The organism is Pseudomonas fortuita, from assembly GCF_026898135.2.
In the GTDB taxonomy this organism is placed as follows: domain Bacteria; phylum Pseudomonadota; class Gammaproteobacteria; order Pseudomonadales; family Pseudomonadaceae; genus Aquipseudomonas; species Aquipseudomonas fortuita.
In genome coordinates, this window is sequence record NZ_CP114035.2 from 4,824,175 (window position 1) to 4,847,870 (window position 23,696).

Annotated in this window: 18 protein-coding genes and 3 tRNA genes; 12 read left to right on the top strand and 9 right to left on the bottom strand. The window is 62.6% G+C overall.

All coding sequences use genetic code 11. The features are described 5' to 3' along the window. The first annotated feature begins 151 nt into the window (after positions 1–151). Together OZ911_RS22115 and OZ911_RS22120 are read left to right on the top strand one after the other, a co-directional pair. Entirely contained in the window at positions 152–1,867 is a 1,716-nt protein-coding gene (locus OZ911_RS22115) for a proline--tRNA ligase (RefSeq protein WP_016488663.1), read from the top strand. Positions 1,868–1,887: 20 nt separating this feature from the next. Continuing rightward, on the top strand, positions 1,888–2,841 hold the full coding sequence (locus OZ911_RS22120; protein WP_023048902.1) for a hypothetical protein: 954 nt from the start codon (positions 1,888–1,890) through the stop codon (positions 2,839–2,841). 27 nt (positions 2,842–2,868) lie between these two features. Here the strand turns inward: OZ911_RS22120 and dinB are convergent, their stop codons facing one another. Continuing rightward, complete coding sequence (gene dinB, locus OZ911_RS22125; RefSeq protein ID WP_161775550.1) at positions 2,869–3,927, bottom strand: DNA polymerase IV; 1,059 nt, start codon at positions 3,925–3,927, stop codon at positions 2,869–2,871. Between the two features lie 219 nt (positions 3,928–4,146). On the opposite strand from dinB, the gene OZ911_RS22130 reads away from it, so the two are divergent. The 5 genes from OZ911_RS22130 (at position 4,147) to OZ911_RS22150 (ending at position 8,843) form a co-directional block, all read left to right on the top strand. After that, positions 4,147–4,223: transfer RNA gene (locus tag OZ911_RS22130), tRNA-Met, on the top strand. A 134-nt stretch (positions 4,224–4,357) separates the two neighbouring features. Next, positions 4,358–4,434: transfer RNA gene (locus OZ911_RS22135), tRNA-Met, on the top strand. Positions 4,435–4,569: 135 nt separating this feature from the next. Continuing rightward, positions 4,570–4,646 (top strand) — tRNA-Met (locus OZ911_RS22140). A 262-nt stretch (positions 4,647–4,908) separates the two neighbouring features. After that, positions 4,909–7,551, top strand: a complete 2,643-nt coding sequence (gene mprF / locus OZ911_RS22145) for a bifunctional lysylphosphatidylglycerol flippase/synthetase MprF (RefSeq protein WP_016488666.1) — start codon at positions 4,909–4,911, stop codon at positions 7,549–7,551. Continuing rightward, a complete protein-coding gene (locus OZ911_RS22150) occupies positions 7,551–8,843 on the top strand; it encodes a virulence factor family protein (RefSeq protein WP_070086528.1) in 1,293 nt (430 codons plus the stop codon). Before mprF ends, OZ911_RS22150 begins: the two co-directional genes overlap by 1 nt. A gap of 916 nt (positions 8,844–9,759) precedes the next feature. Here the strand turns inward: OZ911_RS22150 and OZ911_RS22155 are convergent. Next, positions 9,760–11,670 carry a potassium transporter Kup gene (locus OZ911_RS22155; RefSeq protein WP_023048903.1) on the bottom strand — a complete coding sequence of 637 codons (1,911 nt, stop codon included), beginning with the start codon at positions 11,668–11,670 and terminating at the stop codon, positions 9,760–9,762. Positions 11,671–11,906: 236 nt separating this feature from the next. Here OZ911_RS22155 and rimO point away from each other — a divergent pair, with 236 nt between their 5' ends. Then, entirely contained in the window at positions 11,907–13,238 is a 1,332-nt protein-coding gene (rimO, locus tag OZ911_RS22160) for a 30S ribosomal protein S12 methylthiotransferase RimO (RefSeq protein ID WP_016488669.1), read from the top strand. Between the two features lie 72 nt (positions 13,239–13,310). On the opposite strand, the gene OZ911_RS22165 is transcribed toward rimO, so the two are convergent. The 4 genes from OZ911_RS22165 to OZ911_RS22180 are packed head-to-tail and all read right to left on the bottom strand — an operon-like array spanning position 13,311 to position 17,127. After that, entirely contained in the window at positions 13,311–14,060 is a 750-nt protein-coding gene (locus OZ911_RS22165) for a hypothetical protein (RefSeq protein WP_016488670.1), read from the bottom strand. Positions 14,061–14,114: 54 nt separating this feature from the next. After that, positions 14,115–15,767: a DUF5666 domain-containing protein gene (locus tag OZ911_RS22170; protein ID WP_023048904.1), complete on the bottom strand. Its 1,653-nt coding sequence runs from the start codon at positions 15,765–15,767 to the stop codon at positions 14,115–14,117. Continuing rightward, the gene (locus OZ911_RS22175) at positions 15,764–16,558 is read right to left on the bottom strand and encodes a DUF6502 family protein (protein ID WP_023048905.1); all 795 of its coding nucleotides are present in this window, start codon (positions 16,556–16,558) and stop codon (positions 15,764–15,766) included. The genes OZ911_RS22170 and OZ911_RS22175 overlap by 4 nt, the downstream gene beginning before the upstream one ends. A 47-nt stretch (positions 16,559–16,605) precedes the next feature. Beyond that, entirely contained in the window at positions 16,606–17,127 is a 522-nt protein-coding gene (locus OZ911_RS22180; RefSeq protein WP_311124158.1) for a hypothetical protein, read from the bottom strand. A 286-nt stretch (positions 17,128–17,413) separates the two neighbouring features. Between OZ911_RS22180 and OZ911_RS22185 the strand changes: the two genes are divergently transcribed. The 4 genes from OZ911_RS22185 (at position 17,414) to tsaA (ending at position 19,862) form a co-directional block, all read left to right on the top strand. Beyond that, a complete protein-coding gene (locus OZ911_RS22185) occupies positions 17,414–17,866 on the top strand; it encodes a GNAT family N-acetyltransferase (protein ID WP_016488674.1) in 453 nt (150 codons plus the stop codon). Between the two features lie 77 nt (positions 17,867–17,943). Further along, entirely contained in the window at positions 17,944–18,654 is a 711-nt protein-coding gene (locus tag OZ911_RS22190; protein WP_016488675.1) for an rRNA pseudouridine synthase, read from the top strand. Between the two features lie 47 nt (positions 18,655–18,701). Next, a complete protein-coding gene (locus tag OZ911_RS22195) occupies positions 18,702–19,163 on the top strand; it encodes a YehS family protein (protein WP_016488676.1) in 462 nt (153 codons plus the stop codon). A 6-nt stretch (positions 19,164–19,169) separates the two neighbouring features. Continuing rightward, positions 19,170–19,862 carry a tRNA (N6-threonylcarbamoyladenosine(37)-N6)-methyltransferase TrmO gene (gene tsaA, locus OZ911_RS22200; protein WP_016488677.1) on the top strand — a complete coding sequence of 231 codons (693 nt, stop codon included), beginning with the start codon at positions 19,170–19,172 and terminating at the stop codon, positions 19,860–19,862. Between the two features lie 74 nt (positions 19,863–19,936). Here tsaA and OZ911_RS22205 read toward each other — a convergent pair whose 3' ends face one another. From OZ911_RS22205 to OZ911_RS22215, 3 genes are all read right to left on the bottom strand, one after another. After that, positions 19,937–21,259, bottom strand: a complete 1,323-nt coding sequence (locus tag OZ911_RS22205; RefSeq protein WP_016488678.1) for a dicarboxylate/amino acid:cation symporter — start codon at positions 21,257–21,259, stop codon at positions 19,937–19,939. 307 nt (positions 21,260–21,566) lie between these two features. Continuing rightward, positions 21,567–22,913, bottom strand: a complete 1,347-nt coding sequence (locus OZ911_RS22210) for an ATP-binding protein (RefSeq protein ID WP_016488679.1) — start codon at positions 22,911–22,913, stop codon at positions 21,567–21,569. Then, complete coding sequence (locus OZ911_RS22215) at positions 22,910–23,587, bottom strand: response regulator (RefSeq protein ID WP_016488680.1); 678 nt, start codon at positions 23,585–23,587, stop codon at positions 22,910–22,912. Before OZ911_RS22215 ends, OZ911_RS22210 begins: the two co-directional genes overlap by 4 nt. Positions 23,588–23,696: the final 109 nt, after the last annotated feature.

A 23,696-nucleotide genomic window follows, 5' to 3' on the forward strand; every position in this document is an offset into this window, starting at 1 on the left:
TGCAGTGCCCCGCACTTGAAAAGCCCGGCGATCTCGCCGGGCTTTTTCTTGGCTGACAAGCGCCCCGCCCTGGGGCATCCTGTACGCCTTCGTTTCGCCCCCGTACAATGCGGGGCTATTTCAACGTCTTAGGCAATCGACACGGCTAACCATGCGCACCAGTCAATATTTGCTCGCCACCCAGAAAGAAACCCCTGCCGATGCAGTGGTCATCAGCCATCAGCTCATGCTGCGTGCCGGCATGATCCGCAAACTGGCCTCCGGCCTGTACACCTGGCTGCCGATGGGCCTGCGGGTAATGCGCAAGGTCGAGGCCGTGGTGCGTGAGGAAATGAACGCCGCCGGCGCCCTGGAAGTGCTGATGCCAAGCATCCAGCCTGCCGAGCTGTGGCAGGAGTCCGGCCGCTGGGAGCAGTACGGGCCGGAGCTGCTGCGCCTGAAGGACCGCCACCAGCGCGACTTCTGCGTTGGCCCGACCCACGAAGAAGTCATCACCGACCTGGCCCGTAACGAGCTGTCCAGCTATAAACAGCTGCCACTCAACATGTACCAGATCCAGACCAAGTTCCGTGACGAGATCCGCCCGCGCTTCGGCCTGATGCGTGGCCGCGAATTCATCATGAAGGACGCCTATTCGTTCCATGCCGACCAGGCTTCCCTGCAGGAAACCTACGACCGCATGCACCAGGCGTACAGCAACGTATTCACCCGCCTGGGCCTGGACTTCCGTCCAGTGCAGGCCGACACCGGCTCGATCGGTGGCAGCTACTCGCACGAGTTCCACGTACTGGCCGACTCCGGCGAGGACGACGTAATCTTCAGCGACAGCTCCGACTACGCCGCCAACATCGAGAAGGCCGAAGCCATCCCGCGTGAAACCGTGCGCCCTGCCCCTACCGAGGAGCTGCGCCTGGTCGACACCCCGGACGCCAAGACCATCGCCCAGCTGGTGGAAAACCATGGCCTGGCGATCGAAAAAACCGTCAAGACCCTGATCGTGCGCGGAGCCGAAGAAGGCAAGCTGATTGCCCTGATCATCCGTGGCGACCACGAACTTAACGAAATCAAGGCCACCAAGCTGGAACAGGTTGCCGACCCGCTGGTCATGGCCACCGAAGCCGAACTGCGCGACGCCATTGGCGCCGGTGCCGGCTCGCTCGGCCCGCTGAACCTGCCGCTGGAATGCATCATCGACCGTTCGGTTGCCCTGATGAGCGACTTTGGCATTGGCGCCAACATCGATGACAAGCACTACTTCGGCGTCAACTGGGAGCGCGACCTGCCGGTTCCACAGGTCGCCGACCTGCGTAACGTGGTCGAAGGCGACCCAAGCCCGGATGGCCAGGGCACCCTGGTGATCAAGCGCGGCATCGAAGTGGGCCACATCTTCCAGCTGGGTACCAAGTACAGCGAGGCGCTGAAGTGCCAGGTACTGGGCGAGAACGGCAAGCCAGTGGTCCTGTCGATGGGCTGCTACGGTATCGGTGTGTCCCGCGTGGTCGCCGCTGCCATCGAGCAGAGCTATGACGACAAGGGCATCATCTGGAACGATGCCCTGGCGCCGTTCCAGATCGCCCTGGTACCGCTGCGCTACGAAACCGAGGTGGTTCGCGAGGCAACCGACAAGCTGTACGCCGAACTGACCGCCGCCGGCTTCGAAGTGCTGCTGGACGACCGCGACAAGAAGACCAGCCCAGGCATCAAGTTTGCCGACATGGAGCTGATCGGCATCCCACACCGCATCGTCGTCAGCGATCGCGGCCTGGCCGAAGGCAACCTGGAGTACAAGCACCGCACCGAGCAGGACGCCCAGGCGTTGCCGCTCAATGAAGTGCTGAGCTTCCTGCAGGCCCGCGTTCGCCGCTGATAACCAATGCACGAGTGATCATGTTCAAGCGAAGTACCTTTACCCTGGGGGGCGCCGCACTGTGCGGCGCCCTGCTCGTCAGCGGCTGCGCCAACCAGATGTCCCAGCGCAGCGACCATGAGGAGCGCGTCGAGCGCAAATTGCTCGAGCACACCCTGCAGATCGATGTTGGCGAGCCGAAGGTGATGGAGCTTCCGCAACGGCGTGTGCGCGTGCATGAGCAAAAGCGCTTCGAAGTCACCGAGTTCGAAGTCACCCGTCGCTACGACCGTTACACGCCCTACCAGCCCTGGCGGGAGGTCTACGAGATCCCGCTGGGTGCAGTGGCCGTGGTGGCGGGCGTTGGCGCCAATGTGGTCAACGTCTTTACCTTGGGCAACCTGCCGCAAAGCATCACCCACGACTGGCTCAGCTACGGCGTGGACGGGCTCAACCCGTTCATGAACGTGCCGTCCAACGGGCGTGCCCAGCAGAACCTCGCAGGGATCAGCGAAGTGCAGAAAGGTAAACGCGAGGAGTTCACCAGCGTGCCCTGGAGCGAACGCCTGGTCGAGGTCAAGGCCGGCAAGATGACCCACGAACTGACCACCGACAGGAACGGCGTACTGCGTTTGAACCTGCTCGACAGCCCGTTCTCCGAGCAGAACCTCAACCACGTCGGCACCCTGCACCTTCAGGTACTCGATGAAGACAACGCCGTACGGGGTGATGCCAGCCTGCTGGTCAGCGCCACCCTGCGCAACAAGCTGCTCGAAGCCCATGAGCTGATCTTCGATGACCTTGAGGATGACGATGTTGGCCAGTGGGTACACCGGGTGAAGCGTCTGTCGGAGCTGGGCCTTGAAGAAGAAGCCAGTGAAATGGAACAAAGCCTGATCGAGCTGACCCGCAACGATCCGGAACTGCAGCAGGAGTTTCTGCAATCGCTGACCAAGGCCACTGGCCGGTTGGTGGCAGACCCCGGCGCGCAGTAAATGAAGGGGCCGCGATGCGGCCCCTTCTTATTCAGGCGTAAACAACTCCAACTGCTCATGCGCTCCGCGCATATCGCGCAGCCTTACCCCTACCCCCAACAAACGCACCGGTTTGCCACCACGGGCAAACGCCTGCCCCAACAGTTGCCGATAACTTTCAAGGTCCCGCCCAGCCCCTGCCTGCTCCATGGTGGTCTGGCTGAAGTCGTGGAACTTGACCTTGACGAACGGCTTGTCCGGCCGATAACTGCTGTCCATACGGGCGATACGTTCGTTAAGGCTTTCCAGCAGCTCAGGCAACCGCGCCAGGCAACTGGCCAGGTCCGGCAGGTCAGTGTCGTAGGTGTTTTCAACGCTGACTGACTGCCTGCGGCTGTCATTGTGTACGGCGCGCTCATCAATACCCCGCGCCAGCCCCCACAAACGCTCGCCAAAGCTGCCAAACTCACGCACCAATGCCAGGCGTGACCATTCCCGCAGATCAAGGCAGGTTTCGATGCCCAGCCGTGCCAGTTTATCTGCCGTCACTTTGCCCACCCCATGCAACCTGGCCACCGGCAGGGCGGCAACAAAGGCCTCCACCTCGCCCGGGGTAATCACGAACAGCCCATTGGGCTTGCGCCAGTCACTGGCAATCTTGGCCAGGAACTTGTTTGGCGCCACGCCCGCCGACACCGTGATATGCAAGGTGCGGGCGACGCGTCGGCGAATATCCTCGGCGATGCGCGTGGCGCTGCCCGAATACCACTGGCTGTCGCTCACATCCAGATAGGCTTCGTCCAGCGACAAAGGCTCAATCAGCTCGGTGTAGTCACGGAAGATCGCGTGGATTTCCCGCGAGGCCTCTCGATAGGCCTCGAAGCGCGGCTTGACGATCAACAGGTCGGGGCACAGCTTCAGCGCATGCCGTGACGACATGGCCGAGCGCACACCATAGGCACGTGCCTCATAGTTGCAGGTGGCGATCACCCCGCGACGCTCGGGCGAGCCCCCAACCGCCATGGGCCGCCCGGCCAGGCGTGGGTCGTCACGCATTTCGATCGCGGCGTAGAAGCAATCGCAGTCGACATGGATGATCTTGCGCAAGGACATGGATGGCCGTCAGCACTGTAAATTCATACAGATAGTATCGCATGCGCCCCACTGATACACCTCACCCTCGCCCTCACACGACAAACTGCCTGAAAGCCCCGTCGCGCCTGACCTGCTTGCTGCCAGCAAGCGCTAAGGGATTGAACAAAAAAGGTTTTTCCAACGAAACTGCTTGACACCCGGGCTTAAATCCGTACAATTCGATCTCACAGGCGCGGGATGGAGCAGCCTGGTAGCTCGTCGGGCTCATAACCCGAAGGTCGTCGGTTCAAATCCGGCTCCCGCAACCAGATTCAAGAAAAGGCCACTGTTCATACAGTGGCCTTTTTCTTTGCCTTCAAAAAAGTAACGCCGAAAAACCTTCGATAAATCAAAGCTTAGCGCTTGACACACCTTCAGAAAACTGTAGAATCCGCCCCACAGACGCGGGATGGAGCAGTCTGGTAGCTCGTCGGGCTCATAACCCGAAGGTCGTCGGTTCAAATCCGGCTCCCGCAACCAAGTTCAAGAAAAGGCCACTGTTAACCCAGTGGCCTTTTTCTTTGTCCGCTGAAAAAGCATCATCGGAAAAACCTCGAAAAATCAAAGCTTAGCGCTTGACATACAAGCCACACGCTGTAGAATCCGCCCCACTGACGCGGGATGGAGCAGCCTGGTAGCTCGTCGGGCTCATAACCCGAAGGTCGTCGGTTCAAATCCGGCTCCCGCAACCATATTCGTCAGAACAAACCCCGCCTGTTTAACAGCAGCGCGGGGTTTGTTGCGTTTGCGCTCGATGCTTTTCGTTGCTTCGATTTTCCCCCGGCCTCCAGCCAACCCGCAGGCTTGAGACATTGTGCCCAGGATGAACTATCTTTAACCCGGCCAGGCCGCTAAAAGCGCCTGAGCCCGGAGTAATATTGGATACGTTTTCCTAAGGGACTTTCACTTGGCCGTACCTCTCCTCTACCTCGCGCTGCATGGCCGGGGCAATCCATGACCTCTCACAACCCCGAACCTCCGGTGCCGCTCGCCTCGGCGCTACCCGGTGCCGTGCAGCGCCTGCCCTTGCTCGAACGCGTGAGCCGCTACCGCCAGCCCATCGGCCTGGTCGTGACCCTGGTGCTGTTCACCATGGCCTTGATTGCCTGCCGCCACCTGCTGAGCGAGCTGGATATCTACGCCTTGCACGATGCCATGCTCAGCGTGCCGGCCCAGTCGGTGCTGGGTGCCTTGCTTGCGACCGTGATCGGCTTTGTGATCCTGCTGGGTTACGAGTGGTCGGCCAGCCGCTATGCGGGCGTGAAACTGCCGGCACGCAGCCTGGTGCTGGGTGGTTTCAGCGCCTTTGCCATCGGCAACGCCATCGGTCTGTCGATGCTTTCGGGCGGCTCGGTGCGCTACCGTCTGTATGCACGTCAGGGGCTGGGGGCTGGCGAAGTCGCACGCATGACAGTATTTGCCAGCCTGTCACTGGGCTGCGCGTTGCCGCCCTTGGCCGCCCTGGCAACCTTGAGCGACCTGCCCGCAGCCTCGACCGCACTGGGGTTGGCGCCAGGCCTGCTGGCAGGTATCGCTGCCGCCGTGCTTGTGGCGTCTGCCCTGTTGGTGTTCGGCTTGTACCGCCGGCGCCTGGCCGAACAGCCGCTGGCCAATAACCTGCTGGTGCAACTGGGCCGCCGTACGCTGCGCCTGCCGGGCGCACGCCTGGCCGCCCTGCAATTGCTGATCACCGCGCTGGATGTGGCAGCAGCTGCCACCGTGCTGTACCTGTTGCTGCCCGAGGCCCCCCCCTTCGGCGCGTTTGTGCTGGTGTACCTGCTGGCCTTGGCCGCAGGCGTGCTTAGCCACGTACCGGGCGGCGTCGGGGTGTTCGAAGCTATCCTGCTCGCCGCCTTTGCCGACCAGCTCGGTGCCGCGCCACTGGCGGCCGCGTTGCTGCTGTATCGGCTGATTTATGTGGTGCTGCCACTGCTACTGGCGTGCGTGCTGCTGCTGGCCAATGAAGCCCGGCGCCTGCTGTTCGCACAGCAGGCCATCAAAGCCGCCTCCGGGATGGCCGCACCGATCCTGTCGATACTGGTATTCCTGTCCGGGATGGTGCTGCTGTTTTCTGGCGTCACCCCCGAAATCGACACGCGCCTGGAGCACATGGGCTTTCTGGTGCCGCACCGGCTGATCGATGCCTCGCACTTTGGCGCCAGCCTGATCGGCGTGCTGTGCCTGCTGCTGGCCCAGGGCCTGCGCCGGCGCCTGTCCGCCGCCTGGCTGCTGACCACCGTGCTGTTGCTGGTCGGCGCCCTGTTGTCGCTATTGAAGGGCTTTGACTGGGAAGAGGCTTGCCTGCTGACCTTCACCGCCGCCCTGCTGGCCCTGTTCCGTCGCTCATTCTACCGGCCCAGCCGCCTGCTGGAGCTGCCGTTTTCGCCGGTGTTCCTGGTGGCCAGCGCCTGTGCAGTCGGCGCATCGGTGTGGCTGCTGCTGTTCGCCTACCAGGATGTGCCCTACAGCCACCAGCTGTGGTGGCAGTTCACCCTTGATGCCGATGCCCCGCGTGGCCTGCGCGCCGCCATGGGCAGTGCCTTGCTGCTGGCCGCCTTGGCGCTGACCTGGCTGCTGCGCACCGCGCCGCCGGTGATCCACCTGCCCGACGAGGAAGAACTGCAGCGCGCCAACCGTATTCTGCTGGCCTCCGACCAGCCCGACGGCGGCCTGGCCCTGACTGGCGACAAGGCGTTGCTGTTCCACCCCCGCGACAATGCCTTCCTTATGTATGCCCGTCGCGGCCGCAGCCTGGTGGCCCTGTACGACCCGATCGGGCCGGCCCAGGAGCGCGCCGAAATGATCTGGCAGTTCCGCGACCTGTGCGACCTGCACCACGCCCGGCCCGTGTTCTACCAGGTACGCGCGGAAAACCTGCCGTTCTATATGGACATTGGCCTGACTGCACTGAAGCTGGGCGAGGAAGCCCGGGTCGACTTGCGCCGCTTCGATCTCGAAGCCAAGGGCAAGGAAATGAAGGACCTGCGCTACACCTGGAACCGTGGTGGCCGCGACGGCCTGAGCCTGGAAATCCACGAGCCCGGCCAGGCCCCGCTGGCAGAGCTGAAGGAAATTTCCGATGCCTGGCTCTGCGGCAAGAACGTGCGCGAGAAAGGCTTTTCGCTGGGGCGCTTCAGCCCGGAGTACCTGCAGCACTTCCGCATTGCCCTGATCCGCTTCCAGGGTCGGCCGGTGGCCTTCGCCAACCTGCTGGAGACCCACAGCAACGAACTGGCCAGCCTCGACCTGATGCGTGCGCACCCCGAGGCACCGAAGCTGACCATGGAGTTCATGATGATCGGCCTGATCCTGCACTACAAAAGCCATGAGTATTCCCGCTTCAGCCTGGGCATGGTGCCGCTTTCCGGCCTTCAGCCGCGGCGTGGCGCGCCTCTGACCCAGCGCCTGGGCTCGATGGTGTTCCGCCGTGGCGAGCAGCTTTACAACTTCCAGGGGCTTCGACGCTTCAAGGACAAGTTCCAACCGGATTGGGAACCCCGCTACATGGCCGTGCCGGCCGGGCTCGACCCGCTGGTGGCACTGGCTGATACTGCCGCCCTGATTGCAGGCGGCCTGACTGGATTGGTGAAACGTTGATGACCCGACGCTTTTGGCTGTACCTGCTGGTTCCCCTGCTGCTGGCCGCCCTGGGGGGTGCGCTGGCGTTCTGGCTATGGACGCGCCCCGCCCCCGAAGCGCGCCTGGAGCAATTGAGCATCAATGGCACCAGCATCACCCGCGTGACCCCAGGTGTGCACCCCAAGGCCCGGGTGGCCATCGGTGTGCCACAGGATCAGGCGCTGACGGACAAGCAGCTGCTCGACCTGAGCCAGGCCGCTGAAGCCCAAATGGTGCAGGTGATTTTGCCGCCTAACGATTGCAGCAAGCAGCAACAGGCGATGGACCAGGGCTTGGCCGAGCTGCCGGAAAAGCCGACGTTGGTCGCCGGTATCGGCCCTGGCGCCGCCCAGGCCTGGCGCTGGCTGGCCAACCAGAACAATGACAAGGCCCGGGCCATTTCCGTGGACTTCAACCTGGAGCAACCTGGCTGCCAGTCCCCCCTGCCCAAGGCGGCTGCCCACGGCCACTGGAACGTCGCCTGGAACGACAACCCGGATGACGCCAGCGCCGCCTTCGTGCGCGACCAGGTCAACGCCGAAACCAGCATCAGCGATTACGACATCCATCTGCCCCAAGTGCTCAAGGCCCAGCTGACCCAGGCCCTGGTAGGTCACGACGGCAACGCCCTGGCCATCCCTGTGGTGGAAGTGCCGGCCGGGCAGACCACCGACACGGTCACCCTGTTCCTCTCCGGTGACGGCGGTTGGCGCGACCTTGACCGCGATGTTGCCGGAGAAATGGCCAAGCTGGGCTACCCGGTGGTGGGTATCGACACGCTGCGCTATTACTGGCAGCACAAAACCCCGGAGCAAAGCGCTGCCGACCTGTCCGAGCTGATGCAGCACTACCGACAGAAGTGGGGCACCAAGCGCTTTGTCCTCACCGGTTATTCGTTCGGTGCCGATGTGCTGCCGGCAATCTACAACCGCCTGCCGGTGGAAGACCAGCAACGTATCGACGCAGTGATGCTGCTGGCCTTTGCCCGCAGCGGCAGTTTCGAGATCGAGGTCGAGGGCTGGCTGGGCAAGGAAGGCCAGGAAGCACCAACCGGACCGGAAATGGCCAAACTGCCAGCCTCCAAGGTGGTGTGCGTGTATGGCGTGGAAGAGAGCGATGAGAGCGGTTGCACCGAAAAGACCGCGGTGGGTGAACGCCTGAAGCTGCCTGGGGGGCACCACTTTGATGAGAACTACCCGGCGCTGGCCAAGCGCTTGATTGGTGAGATCGAGACACGCCAAGGTAAATCCAGCGTCGCCGAACAGAACTGAATGTGCCTGAGCTCCGCGAAGCAGGTTGCGCATGGGATGGCACCGGCTTTGCCGGTGTTCGCGGGGCAAGCCCGCTCCCACAGTGATCGCGCTAGCGTTCAAGCATTGTGCAAGCCAGTTCCACAGGTATTACACGAGCCCTAAGCCTGCGCCGTACCTGTGTGGGGCTTGTCCCGCGAACACCGGCAAAGCCGGTGCCAGACACCGCGTTTCCCAGTTTGTACCCAGGGCAAGCCTCCTCCCACAGTGATCGCGCCAGCTTTCAAGCATTGTGCAAGCCAGTCCCACAGGTATTACATAAGCCCTAAGCCTGCGCCGTACCTGTGGGAGCGGGCTTGTCCCGCGAACACCGGCAAAGCCGGTGCCAGACACCGCGTTTTCCCGGTTTGTACCCAGGGCAAGCCTCCTCCCGCAGTGATCGCGCTAGCGTTCAAGCATTGTGCAAGCCAGTCCCACAGGTATTACACAAGCCCTGAGCCTGCGCTGTACCTGTGGGAGCGGGCTTGTCCCGCGAACACCGGCAAAGCCGGTGCCAGACACCGCGTTTCCCCGGTTGTACCCAGGGCAAGCCTCCTCCCGCAGTGATCGCGCTAGCGTTCAAGCATTGTGCAAGCCAGTCCCACAGGTATTACATAAGCCCTAAGCCTGCGCTGTACCTGTGGGAGCGGGCTTGTCCCGCGAACACCGGCAAAGCCGGTGCCAGAAACCGTTTCCCCGGTTGTACCCAGGGCAAGCCTCCTCCCGCAGTGATCGCGCCAGCTTTCAAGCATTGTGCAAGCCAGTCCCACAGGTATTACATAAGCCCTGAGCCTGCGCTGTACCTGTGGGAGCGGGCTTGTCCCGCGAACACCGGCAAAGCCGGTGCCAGGCACCGCGTTTCCCCGGTTTGTCCCCAGGGCAAGCCTCCTCCTGGCAGTCAGATCTCGACCTGGGTCCCCAGTTCGATCACCCGGTTCAGCGGCAGGTTGAAGAAGCGCAGGTTACCGTTGGCGTTCTTCAGCAAGAACGCAAACAGGTTGCCCCGCCAACGCGACATGCCTTCCAGACGTGAAGCGATGACCGTTTCGCGGCTCAGGAAGTAGGTAGTGCGCATCGGGGTGAAGTCCAGATCGTCCCGATGGCACAGCTTCAATGCCGCCGGCACGTCCGGCTCGTCCATGAAGCCAAAGTGCAACACCACACGGAAGAACCCGTCACCATAAGCCTCTACCTCGAAGCGCTCCTGTTCCGGTACCCGCGGCCGGTCCTCACTGACCACAGTCAGCAACACCACCTGGCTGTGCAGCACCTGGTTATGCAGCATGTTGTGCAGCAGCGCGTGGGGCACGGCATCAGACCGTGCAGTGAGGAACACCGCCGTGCCTTCGACCCGGTGCGGCGGCTGAATGCGAATACTGCTGATGAACAACGGCAACGGCAGCGCACCTTCGTCGATGCGTTCTACCAGGATCTGCTTGCCGCGTTTCCAGGTGCTCATCAGCAGGAACAACACCCCGCCGGCCAATACCGGAAAGGCACCGCCCTGGACGATTTTCGGCACGTTGGCAGCGAAAAACAGCCCATCTACAAGCAGGAAGCCCACCAGGATCGGCACGGCCAGCACCGGCGGCCACTTCCACAGCAGCAGCATCACCGCCGATACCAGAACGGTGGTCATCAGCATGGTGCCGGTCACCGCCACACCGTAGGCCGCCGCCAGGGCGCCGGACGACTCGAAGCCGATCACCAGCAGCACCACGCCCACCATCAACGTCCAGTTCACGGCACCAATGTAGATCTGCCCCTGTTCGTCGCTGGAGGTGTGCTGGATATGCATACGCGGAATGTAACCCAGCTGGATGGCCTGGCGGGTCAGGGAAAAGGCCCCGGAAATGACCGCCTGCGAGGCAATCACAGTGGCCATTGTGGCCAACCCGACCAACGGCAGCAGCGCCCAGTTCGGCGCCAGCAAGTAGAAGGGGTTACGCGCTGCCTCCGGGTCTTGCAGCAGCAGTGCACCCTGGCCGAAATAGTTGAGCACCAACGCGGGTAGCACCAGGATGAACCAGGCCCGGGCGATCGGCTTACGGCCAAAATGCCCCATGTCGGCGTACAGCGCCTCGGCGCCGGTCAGCGCCAGCACCACCGCGCCAAGAATGGCCACGCCCATGCCCGGGTGCACCACGAAAAAGTTGACTGCCCAGCCTGGGTTGAAGGCCTTGAGCACCTCCGGGCTCTGAGAGATACCGTGCACGCCCAATGCGCCCAGCACCACGAACCAGGTGACCATGATCGGGCCAAACAGCTTGCCGATCTTGTCGGTGCCGTGCTTCTGCACCAGGAACAGCGCCACCAGCACCACCAGCGAAATCGGCACCACCCAGTGGTCGATACCGTCAAACGCCAGGCCCATGCCCTCCACGGCCGACAGCACCGATACTGCCGGGGTGATCATGCTGTCGCCGTAGAACAGCGACGCCCCGATCAAGCCGCAGATCACCATCAGCGTGCGCAACCGCGGATAGGCAGCCGTGGCCCGCCGCGCCAGCGCGGTCAGCGCCATGGTGCCGCCCTCGCCCTGGTTGTCGGCCCGCAGGATGAACATCACGTACTTGAACGACACCACCCACAACAGCGACCACAGGATCAGCGACAGGATACCCAGCACGCCATCGTGGTTGACCGGCACTCCGTATCCGCCGGTGAAGACTTCCTTGAGGGTATACAAAGGGCTGGTGCCGATATCGCCATAAACCACCCCGACCGCCGCCACGAGCAGGCCAAGCGAGCGAGCCGCGCCCTGCTTTGCCGCGTGCCCGCCCTCGGCGTGACTGCTTGCCTGAACCATCGACCACTCCCGCAGACGGCCATCTCGGCCTTTAGTATTCACTCGCGCGCCTGGCCCTCGGAGGCACCATCACGCAACGGCGCGAAGCATAGCGCAGCGTTCGTCGTATTTCTGCTGGTCAAGCGACCTTGCGCTCGCTAGAATTGCGCACTTTTTGATCAGAGGCGCTAAAAAGCGCCCGTCAAGATCGCCCGCGATTCCGGCCGGGCGACCTGTATTCAATACCGAGGTTAGTCATGTCCACCACGCCCGCCACCCCCAAGGTAGGTTTCGTAAGCCTGGGTTGCCCAAAAGCCCTGGTCGATTCCGAGCGCATCCTCACCCAGCTGCGCATGGAAGGCTATGAAGTCGTGCCCACCTACGAGGACGCCGACGTGGTGGTGGTCAACACCTGCGGCTTCATCGACAGCGCCAAGGCCGAGTCGCTTGAAGTGATCGGCGAAGCGATCAAGGAAAACGGCAAGGTCATCGTCACCGGCTGCATGGGTGTCGAGGAAGGCAGTATCCGTGACGTGCACCCGAGTGTACTGTCGGTCACCGGCCCACAGCAGTACGAGCAGGTGGTTAACGCAGTGCACGAAGTCGTGCCGCCGCGCCAGGACCACAACCCGCTGATCGACCTGGTGCCACCACAGGGCATCAAGCTGACCCCGCGCCACTATGCGTACCTGAAGATTTCCGAAGGCTGCAACCATAGCTGCAGCTTCTGCATCATCCCGTCGATGCGCGGCAAGCTGGTCAGCCGCCCGGTAGGTGAAGTGCTGAGCGAGGCCGAGCGCCTGGTCAAGGCCGGGGTCAAGGAGATCCTGGTGATTTCCCAGGACACCAGCGCCTACGGCGTAGACGTCAAGTACAAGACCGACTTCTGGAACGGCCGCCCGGTCAAGACCCGCATGCTCGAGCTGTGCGAGGCCCTGAGCAGCCTGGGCGCCTGGGTACGCCTGCACTATGTGTACCCCTACCCGAACGTCGATGACGTGATTCCGCTGATGGCCGCCGGCAAGATCCTGCCGTACCTGGACATCCCGTTCCAGCATGCCAGCCCGAAAGTGCTCAAGTCGATGAAGCGCCCTGCCTTCGAAGACCGCACCCTGGCGCGTATCAAGAACTGGCGCGAGCAGTGCCCTGAGCTGGTAATCCGCTCCACCTTCATCGTCGGCTTCCCGGGCGAGACCGAGGAAGATTTCCAGTACCTGCTGGACTGGCTGACCGAAGCCCAGCTCGACCGTGTGGGCTGCTTCCAGTACTCGCCGGTAGAAGGCGCCCCGGCCAACGACCTGGGCCTGGAAGAAGTGCCGGACGACATCAAGCAGCAGCGCTGGGACCGCTTCATGGCCCACCAGCAGGCCATCAGCACCGCCCGCCTGCAACTGCGCATCGGCAAGGAAATCGACGTGCTGATCGACGAAGTCGAGGAGCAAGGTTCGGTTGGCCGCAGTTTCTTCGATGCCCCGGAAATCGACGGCAGCGTTTTCATTGATGGCGACCATGGCTTCAAGCCGGGCGACAAAGTGCGTTGCCGTGTAGTGGATGCCGACGAATACGACATGTGGGCAGAGCCCATCTAAAGCGGCTGAAACATGAAAAGCCCCTGCCCTGCCATTCCACGCAAGGAATGACGCGAGCAGGGGCTTTTTTCGTCAGAACGTGTGAAACAGCATCAGGCCACCCTCTGCATCCGGGCTCGCATCAGAGAAGCCTTTGACCGCGTAGAGCTGGACTTTCCATTGCTGGTTGAGCTTGTGGGTCAGGAACAGGGTGAGCTCCTTGATCTGCGAACCGGTCGAGACCACTTTCTGCCGCCAGTCGTAGGAGGCGCCCGCCGAAGTACCCGCAGCCACTGGCAGGGCGAAGCCGAGGCTGACAAATACCGGGTCGTCGAAATCGCTGTCGGGCGGGTCGCCGAACTTCTTCCAGCCCAATGTCGCGAAACCGGTGACCGGGCCAAAGCCTTTGGTGATGTCGACCTGGGCGGTGTAGTCATATTCACCGGTGCCAAGGCACTGGTCTTCATCGGCGGTTGGGAATTTGACCTTGCCGATCAGGTCGAGCATCAGGCCGCCGTCACTGCCATCTAGCAGGGCATACCCGGCGCTGGCGACCGTGTCACCCAGCCCGCTCTCCACATCCCGGCAGCCTCCGGGCAAGGGGTCACCATTGGGGCCTACTTCCGGGTTGGTGATGCGCAACCAGGGCACGGTGACCTTGTAGGTCATGGGGCCGGTTTCATATTTGCCGACCACGGGGACGTACCAGATTTCCGAAGTGGTACCTGTGCCATAGTCGCCACTTGAATAGTCCATGCCGATGGCGGTGCTGAAGGTATCGGCCACGGTCGACGCACTGGTACATGACAGCAGGCAGGCAAAAAGAGGGAGCGCGGGTCTCATCTGCACCTCAGTACCCCTTCGGGAAGTGTGGTCGGACTTCCCCAGCCTAGTTGCCTAACGCCCGGATCGCTCCGGATGCTCTACTTTTTCGACGGTCTCTACCTTTTGCGGCCTTTCGATGGTTTCGATTTTCTCGACTTTTTCCACCTTCTCGACCTTTTCAGGCTTTTCGACTTTCTCTACCTTTTCAGGCTTTTCCACCTTCTCAACTTTTTCTACTTTCTCGACCTTTTCAGGCTTTTCCACCTTCTCGACCTTCTCAACTTTTTCTACTTTCTCGACCTTTTCAGGCTTTTCCACTTTCTCGACCTTCTCAACTTTTTCTACTTTCTCAACCTTTTCCACTTTCTCGACTTCAACCTTCTCTACCCGATCACCCTTGCCACTGTTGCTGCTCTCGGGCTGCTCCACGGTTTCGACATGCTCTGACTTACCAGACTTGTCCACGCTTTCAGACCTGCCGTGACCACTGGCGTCTTCAACGGTACTGCGCCCTCTGTGATCATCACTGCTTTCGCTGCGAACGCTGGTCGCCTCGCTTGTTCCATGGCCGCTGTTGTCGGAGCCGGCTGAGTCACTGCTGCCGTGCTCGCCGCCATGCCCCGAATGGCCTCGGCCCGGGTTGTCAGCACGGTCATCCTGGAATTCCACACGGGTGGCCCGTAACTCGTGAGTACCACTGAGCACGCCGCTCACCCGAACGCGTTGATCGAGCGCCAATCCTGCAGGCTGCCTGCCGACAATCACAGTACCCTGCCCCAGCGTCACATTAATGCCCGCGACCACCAGTTGCCGTGCCTGAACGCGCTGCACCAGCCCTTCGACCACCGCCTGCTGTACACGGCCAGCAAACGGCAGGCTCGGGTCTGGGCGGGTTTGTGCCACTTCCAGCTGGCGCCCGGTCCACTGGCCGCGCACCAGCACTTCCCGCGCGGGGGCTACGCGGGTGCCCAGCGTCAACCCTTGCAGGCTGCCTGGGCGGTCGATTGCACCAATGGCACTGGCCTCCCTGAGGCCCGGCGCCCGTTCGATACGGGTTGCCACCACTTCGCCCGTGGCATCGCGCAAGCCGCTGACCCGGACCGGCTCGCCCGCACGCAGCCCTTCAGCCACCCGCGCGCCTTCGGCGAGCCGCACAGGCTGGCCCATCACCCGCAGGGGGGCCGAAGCATTGGGGAGCGCCGTCAGCGGCCCTTCGTAGACGTTGAGGATCGAGATACGCCCTGCCTGGAGACCGCGCTGGGTGGCAATTGCCTCCACCGCTACAACCTGCCCGATCGCCAAGTGAGCACTGCTGGCGGGTGCACCGTTTTCACTCACCGGCACGTTTTTGCCATAGTGCACTTCCATGCCATTGACGCAGATCGAAGCAAACCCGGTGATGGTGCCGACGATGCCGGTACCACCGGTACCGCCTGGGCGCAGGATCGGCGCACCGGTACCGCCTACCCCGCCATTACCGTTATCAGAGTAGGTGCCGTCCACACCTTCGGCCACCGCGCCAGTGCCGCCGACACCACCGTTTCCACTGCGTGCACCGGTACCGCCTGTCCCCCCCGGAAACCGCAGGCCTGTGGCACCGGCCATGCCCACTTCGTCGCGGCTGACACAAACCGGTGCTGCGACCACATCGGCAGGCGCCGCCAGGTTCAACCCCAGGACCAGGGCAAAGGCAACGACACGGAGGCAGCGCGTGAGGGGCGTCATGGGCCTGGCGTCTTGGACAATTCGGGGTCGGTAGCTTCAGTGTAGAAATAAAGCCCGACAGTGATGCGCTGACGTTGCTCCGCGCTGGGCACATCAACGCTTTCCAGCTCTGCTGCGAGCCGGCTGAAGGCCAGCAGCGTCTGCATGCCATCTTTGGCAACCACTTCACGCACGTGCTCGACGCTGGCCGGGCTCAAAGCATCGTAGTGCACACTGCGTTCGAAGAACGGCAGGCCCTGGCCACTGAGGTTGTGCACCGCTGCGCAGGCATGGTCATGCAGGTTGTGGCCGAAGTACGCGGCTTTTTCATCGAAACCTTTCTGCGGCACGAACGCCTTGGCTTCCAGGTGCACACGATCCTGCTCATCAAGCCGGACGATGCCAAGGCGCAACCACTCATCCAGCACCACACGCCCGCGGATATCAGTGCTGACCGTGGCCACCAAGGCATCGAATGAACACTCGCCACCCACACTTGCCAAACGCGGCAGTGCCAGGGCCTGGCCAGGTGCCGAGCAGAACGGCGGGCGGGTGGTCCATGCATTGACCAACTGTGCGCCCAGGGTGATGTTCGCCGGCAAGGCCTCGAGTGCCGTGCCACCTTCGCTGCGCAGCCGCCGGACATCCTTGCGATGCACACCCGTGAGCAGGCTGATGCGACTGTCGGTGGGCGGGGCGCCGTCCAGGCCAAACTCACGATGGGCTACGTCGACGAACACTTCCTTGAGCAGGTCGGCGAACATCGTATAGCTAACCCCTTTGCGCAACATCAAGCGCACCAGCGGGCGCATGACACGCCGCAGTGCGCTTAACAGCGAAGGGGGCAGAGTTGGGCTGATCAACGCCTGTCAGCCCCTGCTGTTGTCATCACCCGGTTCGCCACCCACATGGTTGCCGTGATCATCACCAGGTTCACCACCAACGTGATTGCCGTGATCATCGCCAGGCTCGCCGCCGACATGGTTGCCATGATCGTCACCGGGCTCGCCGCCCACGTGATTGCCGTGATCGTCACCGGGCTCACCCCCCACATGATTGCCATGATCGTCACCCGCTTCAGCATGGTTGCCGCTGCGCCCAGCGTTTGAATCACCGGCGTGGCCCTGGCCGCTGCCACTGTTGCCGGCATGGCCACCGCCGTCTCCTCCACTGCCGTGGCCACCACCGCCGCCACTTCCACCGCCGCTTCCGCCCCCACCACCGTGGCCACCACCACCGCCGCTTCCGCCACCACCGTGGCCACCCCCTCCACCGCCGCTTCCACCGCCGCTTCCACCTCCGTGGCCACCCCCACCACCACCGCTTCCACCTCCGTGTCCGCCACCGCCACCGCCATCTTTGGCGTAGGCGCTGGAGCCATGAGAAATCGAGTCAGGGATCAAAACAACGGCCGTCGACAGCACGCCCGCTACAGCAGCCGCGATTAAAGCCTTCTTGAACAGCAGGTGGATTTGCATGGTCCGTCTCCAGATAGTCGCCACGAGAACGCCAGATCAGTACGAATCTTTTTCGAATTTTCTTTTTGTGGGATTTTTTCCCACGCTTAATTAATAGACCCCTGCCCCCCACCGTTCAAGCACAGCACGGACAAGCCGACCGGTGGTTGGCCTGCTATGTTTTCCCTATCACCATGGAGGACCACCGGCATGCAATCGCTACTGACGCTGCAAACCCCGCACTTGCGCGACTACGGCGAGCTGGTACAGATCTGGGAGGACTCGGTGCGTGCCACTCACGATTTTCTGCCAGAGGGGTACATCGTGTTACTGCGCGAACAGGTGCTGCGCCGCTACCTCGACGCGGTGATGCTGATCTGCTGCAAGGACCGGCAACGCATCTGTGGCTTTGCCGGGGTCGCCAACGGGCGCGTGGACATGCTGTTTGTTGCGCCTGAGTACCGTGGCAAAGGGGTAGGCAAGCGCCTGCTGCACTATGCGATCAACGAGCTGAATGCCGAGCGCCTGGACGTCAACGAGCAAAACCCTCAGGCCTTGGGCTTTTACCTGCATGAAGGCTTCGAGGTGATCGGCCGATCGGAAACCGACGGCTTGGGCCAGCCCTACCCGCTGCTGCACATGCGCCTTTGCAAAATGGCGTAAATGACACAGATTCCCAGCCCCTCTGCCGCTCAGGCAGGTACAATGCTGGCCTTTCCCTGCCTCTGCGAATTGCCGTCATGTCCGAACCCGTCCGCCTGTCCAAACGCCTTATCGAGCAACTTGGCTGCTCCCGCCGCGATGCCGAGCTCTATATCGAAGGCGGCTGGGTCACAGTCGACGGCGTGGTGGTCGAGCAGCCGCAGTTCAAGGTCGAACACCAGCACGTCGAGCTGCTCCCGGGTGCCCGGGTCGAAGCGCTGGAGCCGGTAACCCTGCTGCTCAACCAGGCGGCCGGCGTGGACAGCGAAAGCGCCCGCGCCAGCATGAACATGGGCAACCTCAGCGAGGCGCACCGCGAAGGTGTGCGCGCCCTGCACGGGCATTTCACCCGGCAGGCCTGCGTGGCACCGCTCGAGCGCGGCGCCAGCGGCTTGCAGGTATTCACCCAGGACTGGCGGGTCAGCCGCAAGATCGAGGCCGACCTGCGTCGCCTGGAGCAGGAGTTTATTGTCGAAGTGCGCGGCGAGACCACACCTCAGGCGCTGGAACGCCTGGCGCGCGGTGCTACGCGCAATGACCGCGAGCTGCCCAAGGCCAAGGCCAGCTGGCAGAACGAGACCCACCTGCGCATGGTCGTGAAAAACCCCCAGCCCGGGCAAATCGCCGAGCTGTGCGCCTACCTGCGCCTGGAACTGGTCAGCATGCGCCGCATTCGCCTGGGCGGGGTGTCGATGGGCAAGCTGCCCCTGGGCCAATGGCGCTACATGGCGACCACCGAACGTTTCTAAGCAATACGCCACGCACAAGCGTGGCACCTGAACAGGATTCTGCAGCAATGAACCACAACGACGTCCTGCGCAGCCTGCGCTACATGCTCAAGGTGAACGACGCCAAGATGGCCGAGATCATCGGCCTTTCCGGCCTCGAAGTGCACCCTCAGGTATTGGCCACCTACCTGAAGAAGGAAGAAGAGGAAGGCTTCGTGCGTTGCCCTGATCGGGTGATGGCGCACTTTCTCGATGGCCTGGTGATCCACCGCCGCGGCAAGGACGACAGCCGCCCGCCGCAGCCGGTAGAGCTGCCAGTGACCAACAACCTCATCCTCAAGAAGCTGCGGGTGGCCTTCGAACTGAAGGAAGACGACCTGCACACGATCCTCAAGTCGGTCAATTTCCCGGTCAGCAAGCCTGAACTTAGCGCGCTGTTCCGTAAAGCCGGCCACGAAAACTATCGCCCATGCGGCGACCAGTTGCTGCGCAACTTCCTCAAAGGCCTGACCCAGCGCGTGCGCGGCTGATTGGCCATGCAGCATACGGTTGCTCCGGTCGGCATCGTCCGCTCCTGCTTCAAGGAAAAATTCGCCATCCCGCGCCAGCCCCAACTGGCGCCTGCCGCGCGCGGCGTGCTCGAACTGCTGCCGCCGTTCGACCAAGGGGATGCGGTCGAAGGCCTGGAGCAGGTCAGCCATGTCTGGCTGCTGTTCCTGTTCCACCAGGCCCTGGAGGACAAGCCGCGCCTGAAAGTGCGGCCACCGCGGCTGGGCGGCAACAAGAGCATGGGGGTGTTCGCCACCCGTGCAACCCACCGGCCAAACGGCATCGGCCAGTCGGTGGTACGCCTGGAGGGTGTGGAGCCGGGGCGCCTGTTGCTGTCCGGCATCGATCTGCTCGATGGCACGCCGGTACTGGACATCAAGCCCTATGTGCCGTATGCCGACAGCATTGCAGACGCCAGCAACCAGATGGCCAACGCAGCGCCCGCCGCAATTGCCGTACAGTGGGGCGACAACGCCCTGCCCCAGGCCCGCGAGCATGCACTGCGCCTGGCTGAACCGCTGGTAGAACTGATTGAACAATGCTTGGCGCAAGACCCGAGACCGGCTTACCAGGTACCGCCGGCCGAACGGGTCTACGGGGTGAAGTTCTGGGATGTGCAGGTGAGGTGGCATTACCCTCAGCCGGATGTGATCCGGGTGCTGGAGGTGGTGCCGGCCTGACCGCGCACCGAGGCGCACCACACACATTAAAAAGGCGACCCGAAGGTCGCCTTTTTCGTACTACAGCCGCGCGATCAGCGCGCTGGGCCTTCTGCCACGCCCAGGTCATCGGTCGGACGGGTATCGACCAGCGGTGCACCACCGGAGGCCAGTTCGGAGGCCAGCTTGTCGTTGTCCATTTCCTTGACCCACTTGGCCACGACCACCGTGGCAACGGCGTTGCCCACCAGGTTGGTCAGTGCGCGGGCTTCGGACATGAAGCGGTCGATGCCGAGGATCAGCGCCAGGCCAGCTACCGGCAGGTGGCCAACAGCCGACAGGGTGGCGGCCAGCACGATGAAGCCCGAACCGGTCACGCCGGCAGCACCTTTGGAAGCCACCAGCAGCACCAGCAGCAGGGTGATCTGGTGGGTGATGTCCATGGTGGTATCGGTGGCCTGGGCGATGAACACCGCAGCCATGGTCAGGTAGATCGAGGTGCCGTCCAGGTTGAACGAGTAACCGGTCGGAATGACCAGGCCGACGACCGACTTCTTGGCGCCCAGGCGCTCCATCTTGGCCAGCATGCGGGGCAGGGCCGATTCCGAGGAGGAAGTACCCAGCACGATCAGCAGCTCTTCACGGATGTAGCGGATCAGCTTGAGTACGCTGAAGCCATGGGCGCGGCAGATACCGCCCAGCACCACCAGCACGAACAGCAGGCAGGTGATGTAGAAGCAGGCCATCAGGTAACCCAGTTGCACCAACGAACCAACGCCGTACTGGCCGATGGTGAAGGCCATGGCGCCGAAAGCACCGATCGGGGCCAGCTTCATGATCATGTTGATGATGTTGAACATGACATGGGCGAAGCGGTCGATCATATCCAGCAACGGCTTGCCGTAGCTGCCCAGGCGATGCAGGGCGAAGCCGAACAGCACGGAGAACATCAGCACCTGCAGGATATCGCCATTGGCGAAGGCGCCGACCACGGTGTTAGGGATGACGTTGAGCAGGAAGCCGACGGTGGTCTGCTGCGCGCCGGCGGCGGCGTAGGCAGCCACACTGCTGGCGTTCAGGGTGCTGACGTCGATGTGCATGCCAGCGCCTGGCTTGACCACGTTGACGACGACGAGGCCGATGATCAGGGCGATGGTGGAGACGATTTCAAAGTACAGCAGCGCGTAGCCGCCAGTCTTGCCAACCGACTTCATGCTCTGCATGCCGGCGATGCCGCTGACCACGGTGCAGAAGATGATCGGGGCGATGACCATCTTGATCAGTTTGACGAAGCCGTCACCCAAGGGTTTGAGGGCAACGCCCGTTTCCGGGTAGTAGTGGCCGAGCAGGATGCCGATGGTGATGGCAACGATCACCTGGACATACAGGGATTTGTACAGCGGCTGACGTGTCGTCATGGCTCATTTTCCTCAAGTGTGCCGGTTCACCCTTCCCAGGGTGATGCGGCACCTGAATCGCTAACCCTCCTGCACTTGGAGGGATTTGTCGTTGTGTTCGAGCTGCCTGGGCAGGCCTCTGCCATGATCAATAGCAAGGGTGGTGCCAAAATGCCCATGAAGGGTGCAAGGGCCACATTTGCTGGGGATAAATGCCCAACGACAGGGCGATTTGCCTGAGGAAGGCTGGCGGATTTCCGCCCGGTGGCGGTTTTTGTACACGGGGTATGGCGGGAATCCGCCCTCCTGAATCAGAAGTGCCGGCCAATCAATCGAGGTGGAAAGTGATTCTGAACGCCGCGCCCCCCAAGGGCGAGTCCCCCAGGCTCAGCTCGGCGTCATAGCTGTCGACAATGTCCTTGACCACCGCCAGCCCGATGCCCTGGCCCGGGTGCTGGCTGTCCAGCCGCTCACCGCGCTCCAGAATGCGCTCACGCTGGTCGGCCGGCACCCCGGGCCCATCGTCTTCGATACACAAGGTCAACTGCCCGGGCGCCTGCTCAAGGCTAACCCGCACCTGGCCCAGGCTCAGGCGGTAGGCGTTTTCCAGCAGGTTGCCCAGCATTTCCAGCAAGGCGCCCTGCTCCATCGGCACCTGCGCCGCATCGGGCAGTTCCAGCGTCACGTTCACCCGCTTGTCCCGGTACACCTTGGCCAAGGTGCTGCACAGGCTATCGAGCAACGGCCGCAGCCTCACGCTGTGGCGTACCAGGCCGCTCTTGCGCAGGCTGGCACGTTGCAACTGATAGTCGATCTGCTGGCTCATGCGCTCGATCTGGCTTTGTAGCACCCGCGCCTGCTCGCGCTCACCGCTACGCTGCTGCAGGCTTTCGCCCACACCTTGCAACACCGCCAGTGGCGTCTTCAGGCTGTGCGCCAGGTCGTCCAGTGAATCGCGGTAGCGCGTGCGCTGCTCACGCTCACTGCGCAACAGACGGTTGAGCGAGCGGGTCAGGCGCAACAACTCACGAGGGTGCTCGCCGCTCAGGCCATCGCGTGTGCCCGACTCCACTTCATCCAGCTCGCGGCTCAGCCGGCGCAACGAGCGCAGGCCCCAGGTCAGGCCAGCCCATAACAATACCATCAGCGCCAGCAAGGCAGCACCAAAGCCCAGATAGAGCTTTTCCCGCAGGCCATTGAGGGTAGCCTTGTACTCGCTCACCGGCTGCAGGGCGACAATGCTGTAAGCAGCGCTCTGCCCCCCCAGCAGCTTGATCTCAACGTCGTACACGAAGAATTCTTCGCCATCTGCCTGGTGAATGCGGGCAAACTCGTTGCCGCGCCCGTCATATCGGGGGCGGTAGTTGATGTGCCGATCGGCGGTGGCACGCGACTGCCAGACAAGGTTGCCATCGCGGTCAAAGATGTAGCCGAGCAAGCCCGTGTAAGGCAGGTTGTAGCGCTCGTCCGGCAGCAGCGTCGGCATCTGCAGCTGGCCATGCTCGATACGCGCGGCGGAAATCAACGTGGTCACATCCGAAGCCAGGCGCTGCTCGATCGATTCCTGCAGGGCGAGGCTGAAGGCCTTCTGCAAGGCCGGCAGCAGGGCCAACATGAACAGCAATGCCAGCACGGCTGCGGCCAGCATCAGGCGTACCCGCAGCGAGCGGATCATCGGCAGCGCTCGGTGAACAGATAACCCAGGCCGCGCACGGTGTCGATGGGCTTGAAGCCATGCTCGCCCTCAAGTTTACGGCGCAGGCGGCCAACCAGTACTTCGATCACATTGGGGTCGCGCTCCTCGTCCCCCGGGTACAGCTGCTCCATCAGGCGGTCCTTGGCCACCACCTGCTGATGATGGCGCATGAGGTATTCGAGAATCCGGTACTCGTAGGCAGTCAGCGCCAAGGGCTGGTCGTCGAGGGTAGCCTGCTTGCGGTTGAGGTCGAGTACCAAGGGGCCAGCAGCGATGGTCGACTGGGTGAAGCCGCTGGAGCGGCGCAACAGGGCATTCAGCCGCGCTTCGAGCTCTTCGAACTGGAACGGCTTGACCAGATAGTCGTCGGCACCGGCGGCCAGGCCCTCGACCTTGTCTTGCCAGTTGCCGCGGGCGGTGAGGATGAGAATGGGGAAGGTCTTGTCCTGGTTACGCAGGCGCGTGATCAGCTCCAGGCCACTGATACCGGGCAGGCCCAGGTCGATGATGGCCAGGTCGAAGTGGTATTGCCCAGCCTGGAACAGCGCCTCCTCGGCATCGGCGACCGCCTCGACCACATGGCCGCTTTCGCCCAAGCGGGTGTAGAGGTGATGGCGAAGCAGGGCTTCGTCCTCGACCACCAGCAATTTCATGTGCAGCTCCTTGTGTGTATTGCCTGTGCCGGCCCTTTCGCGGCTAAAGCCGCTCCCACAGGTGCTGCACACGTCTCAGGAACTGTGCGATCCCTGTGGGAGCGGCTTT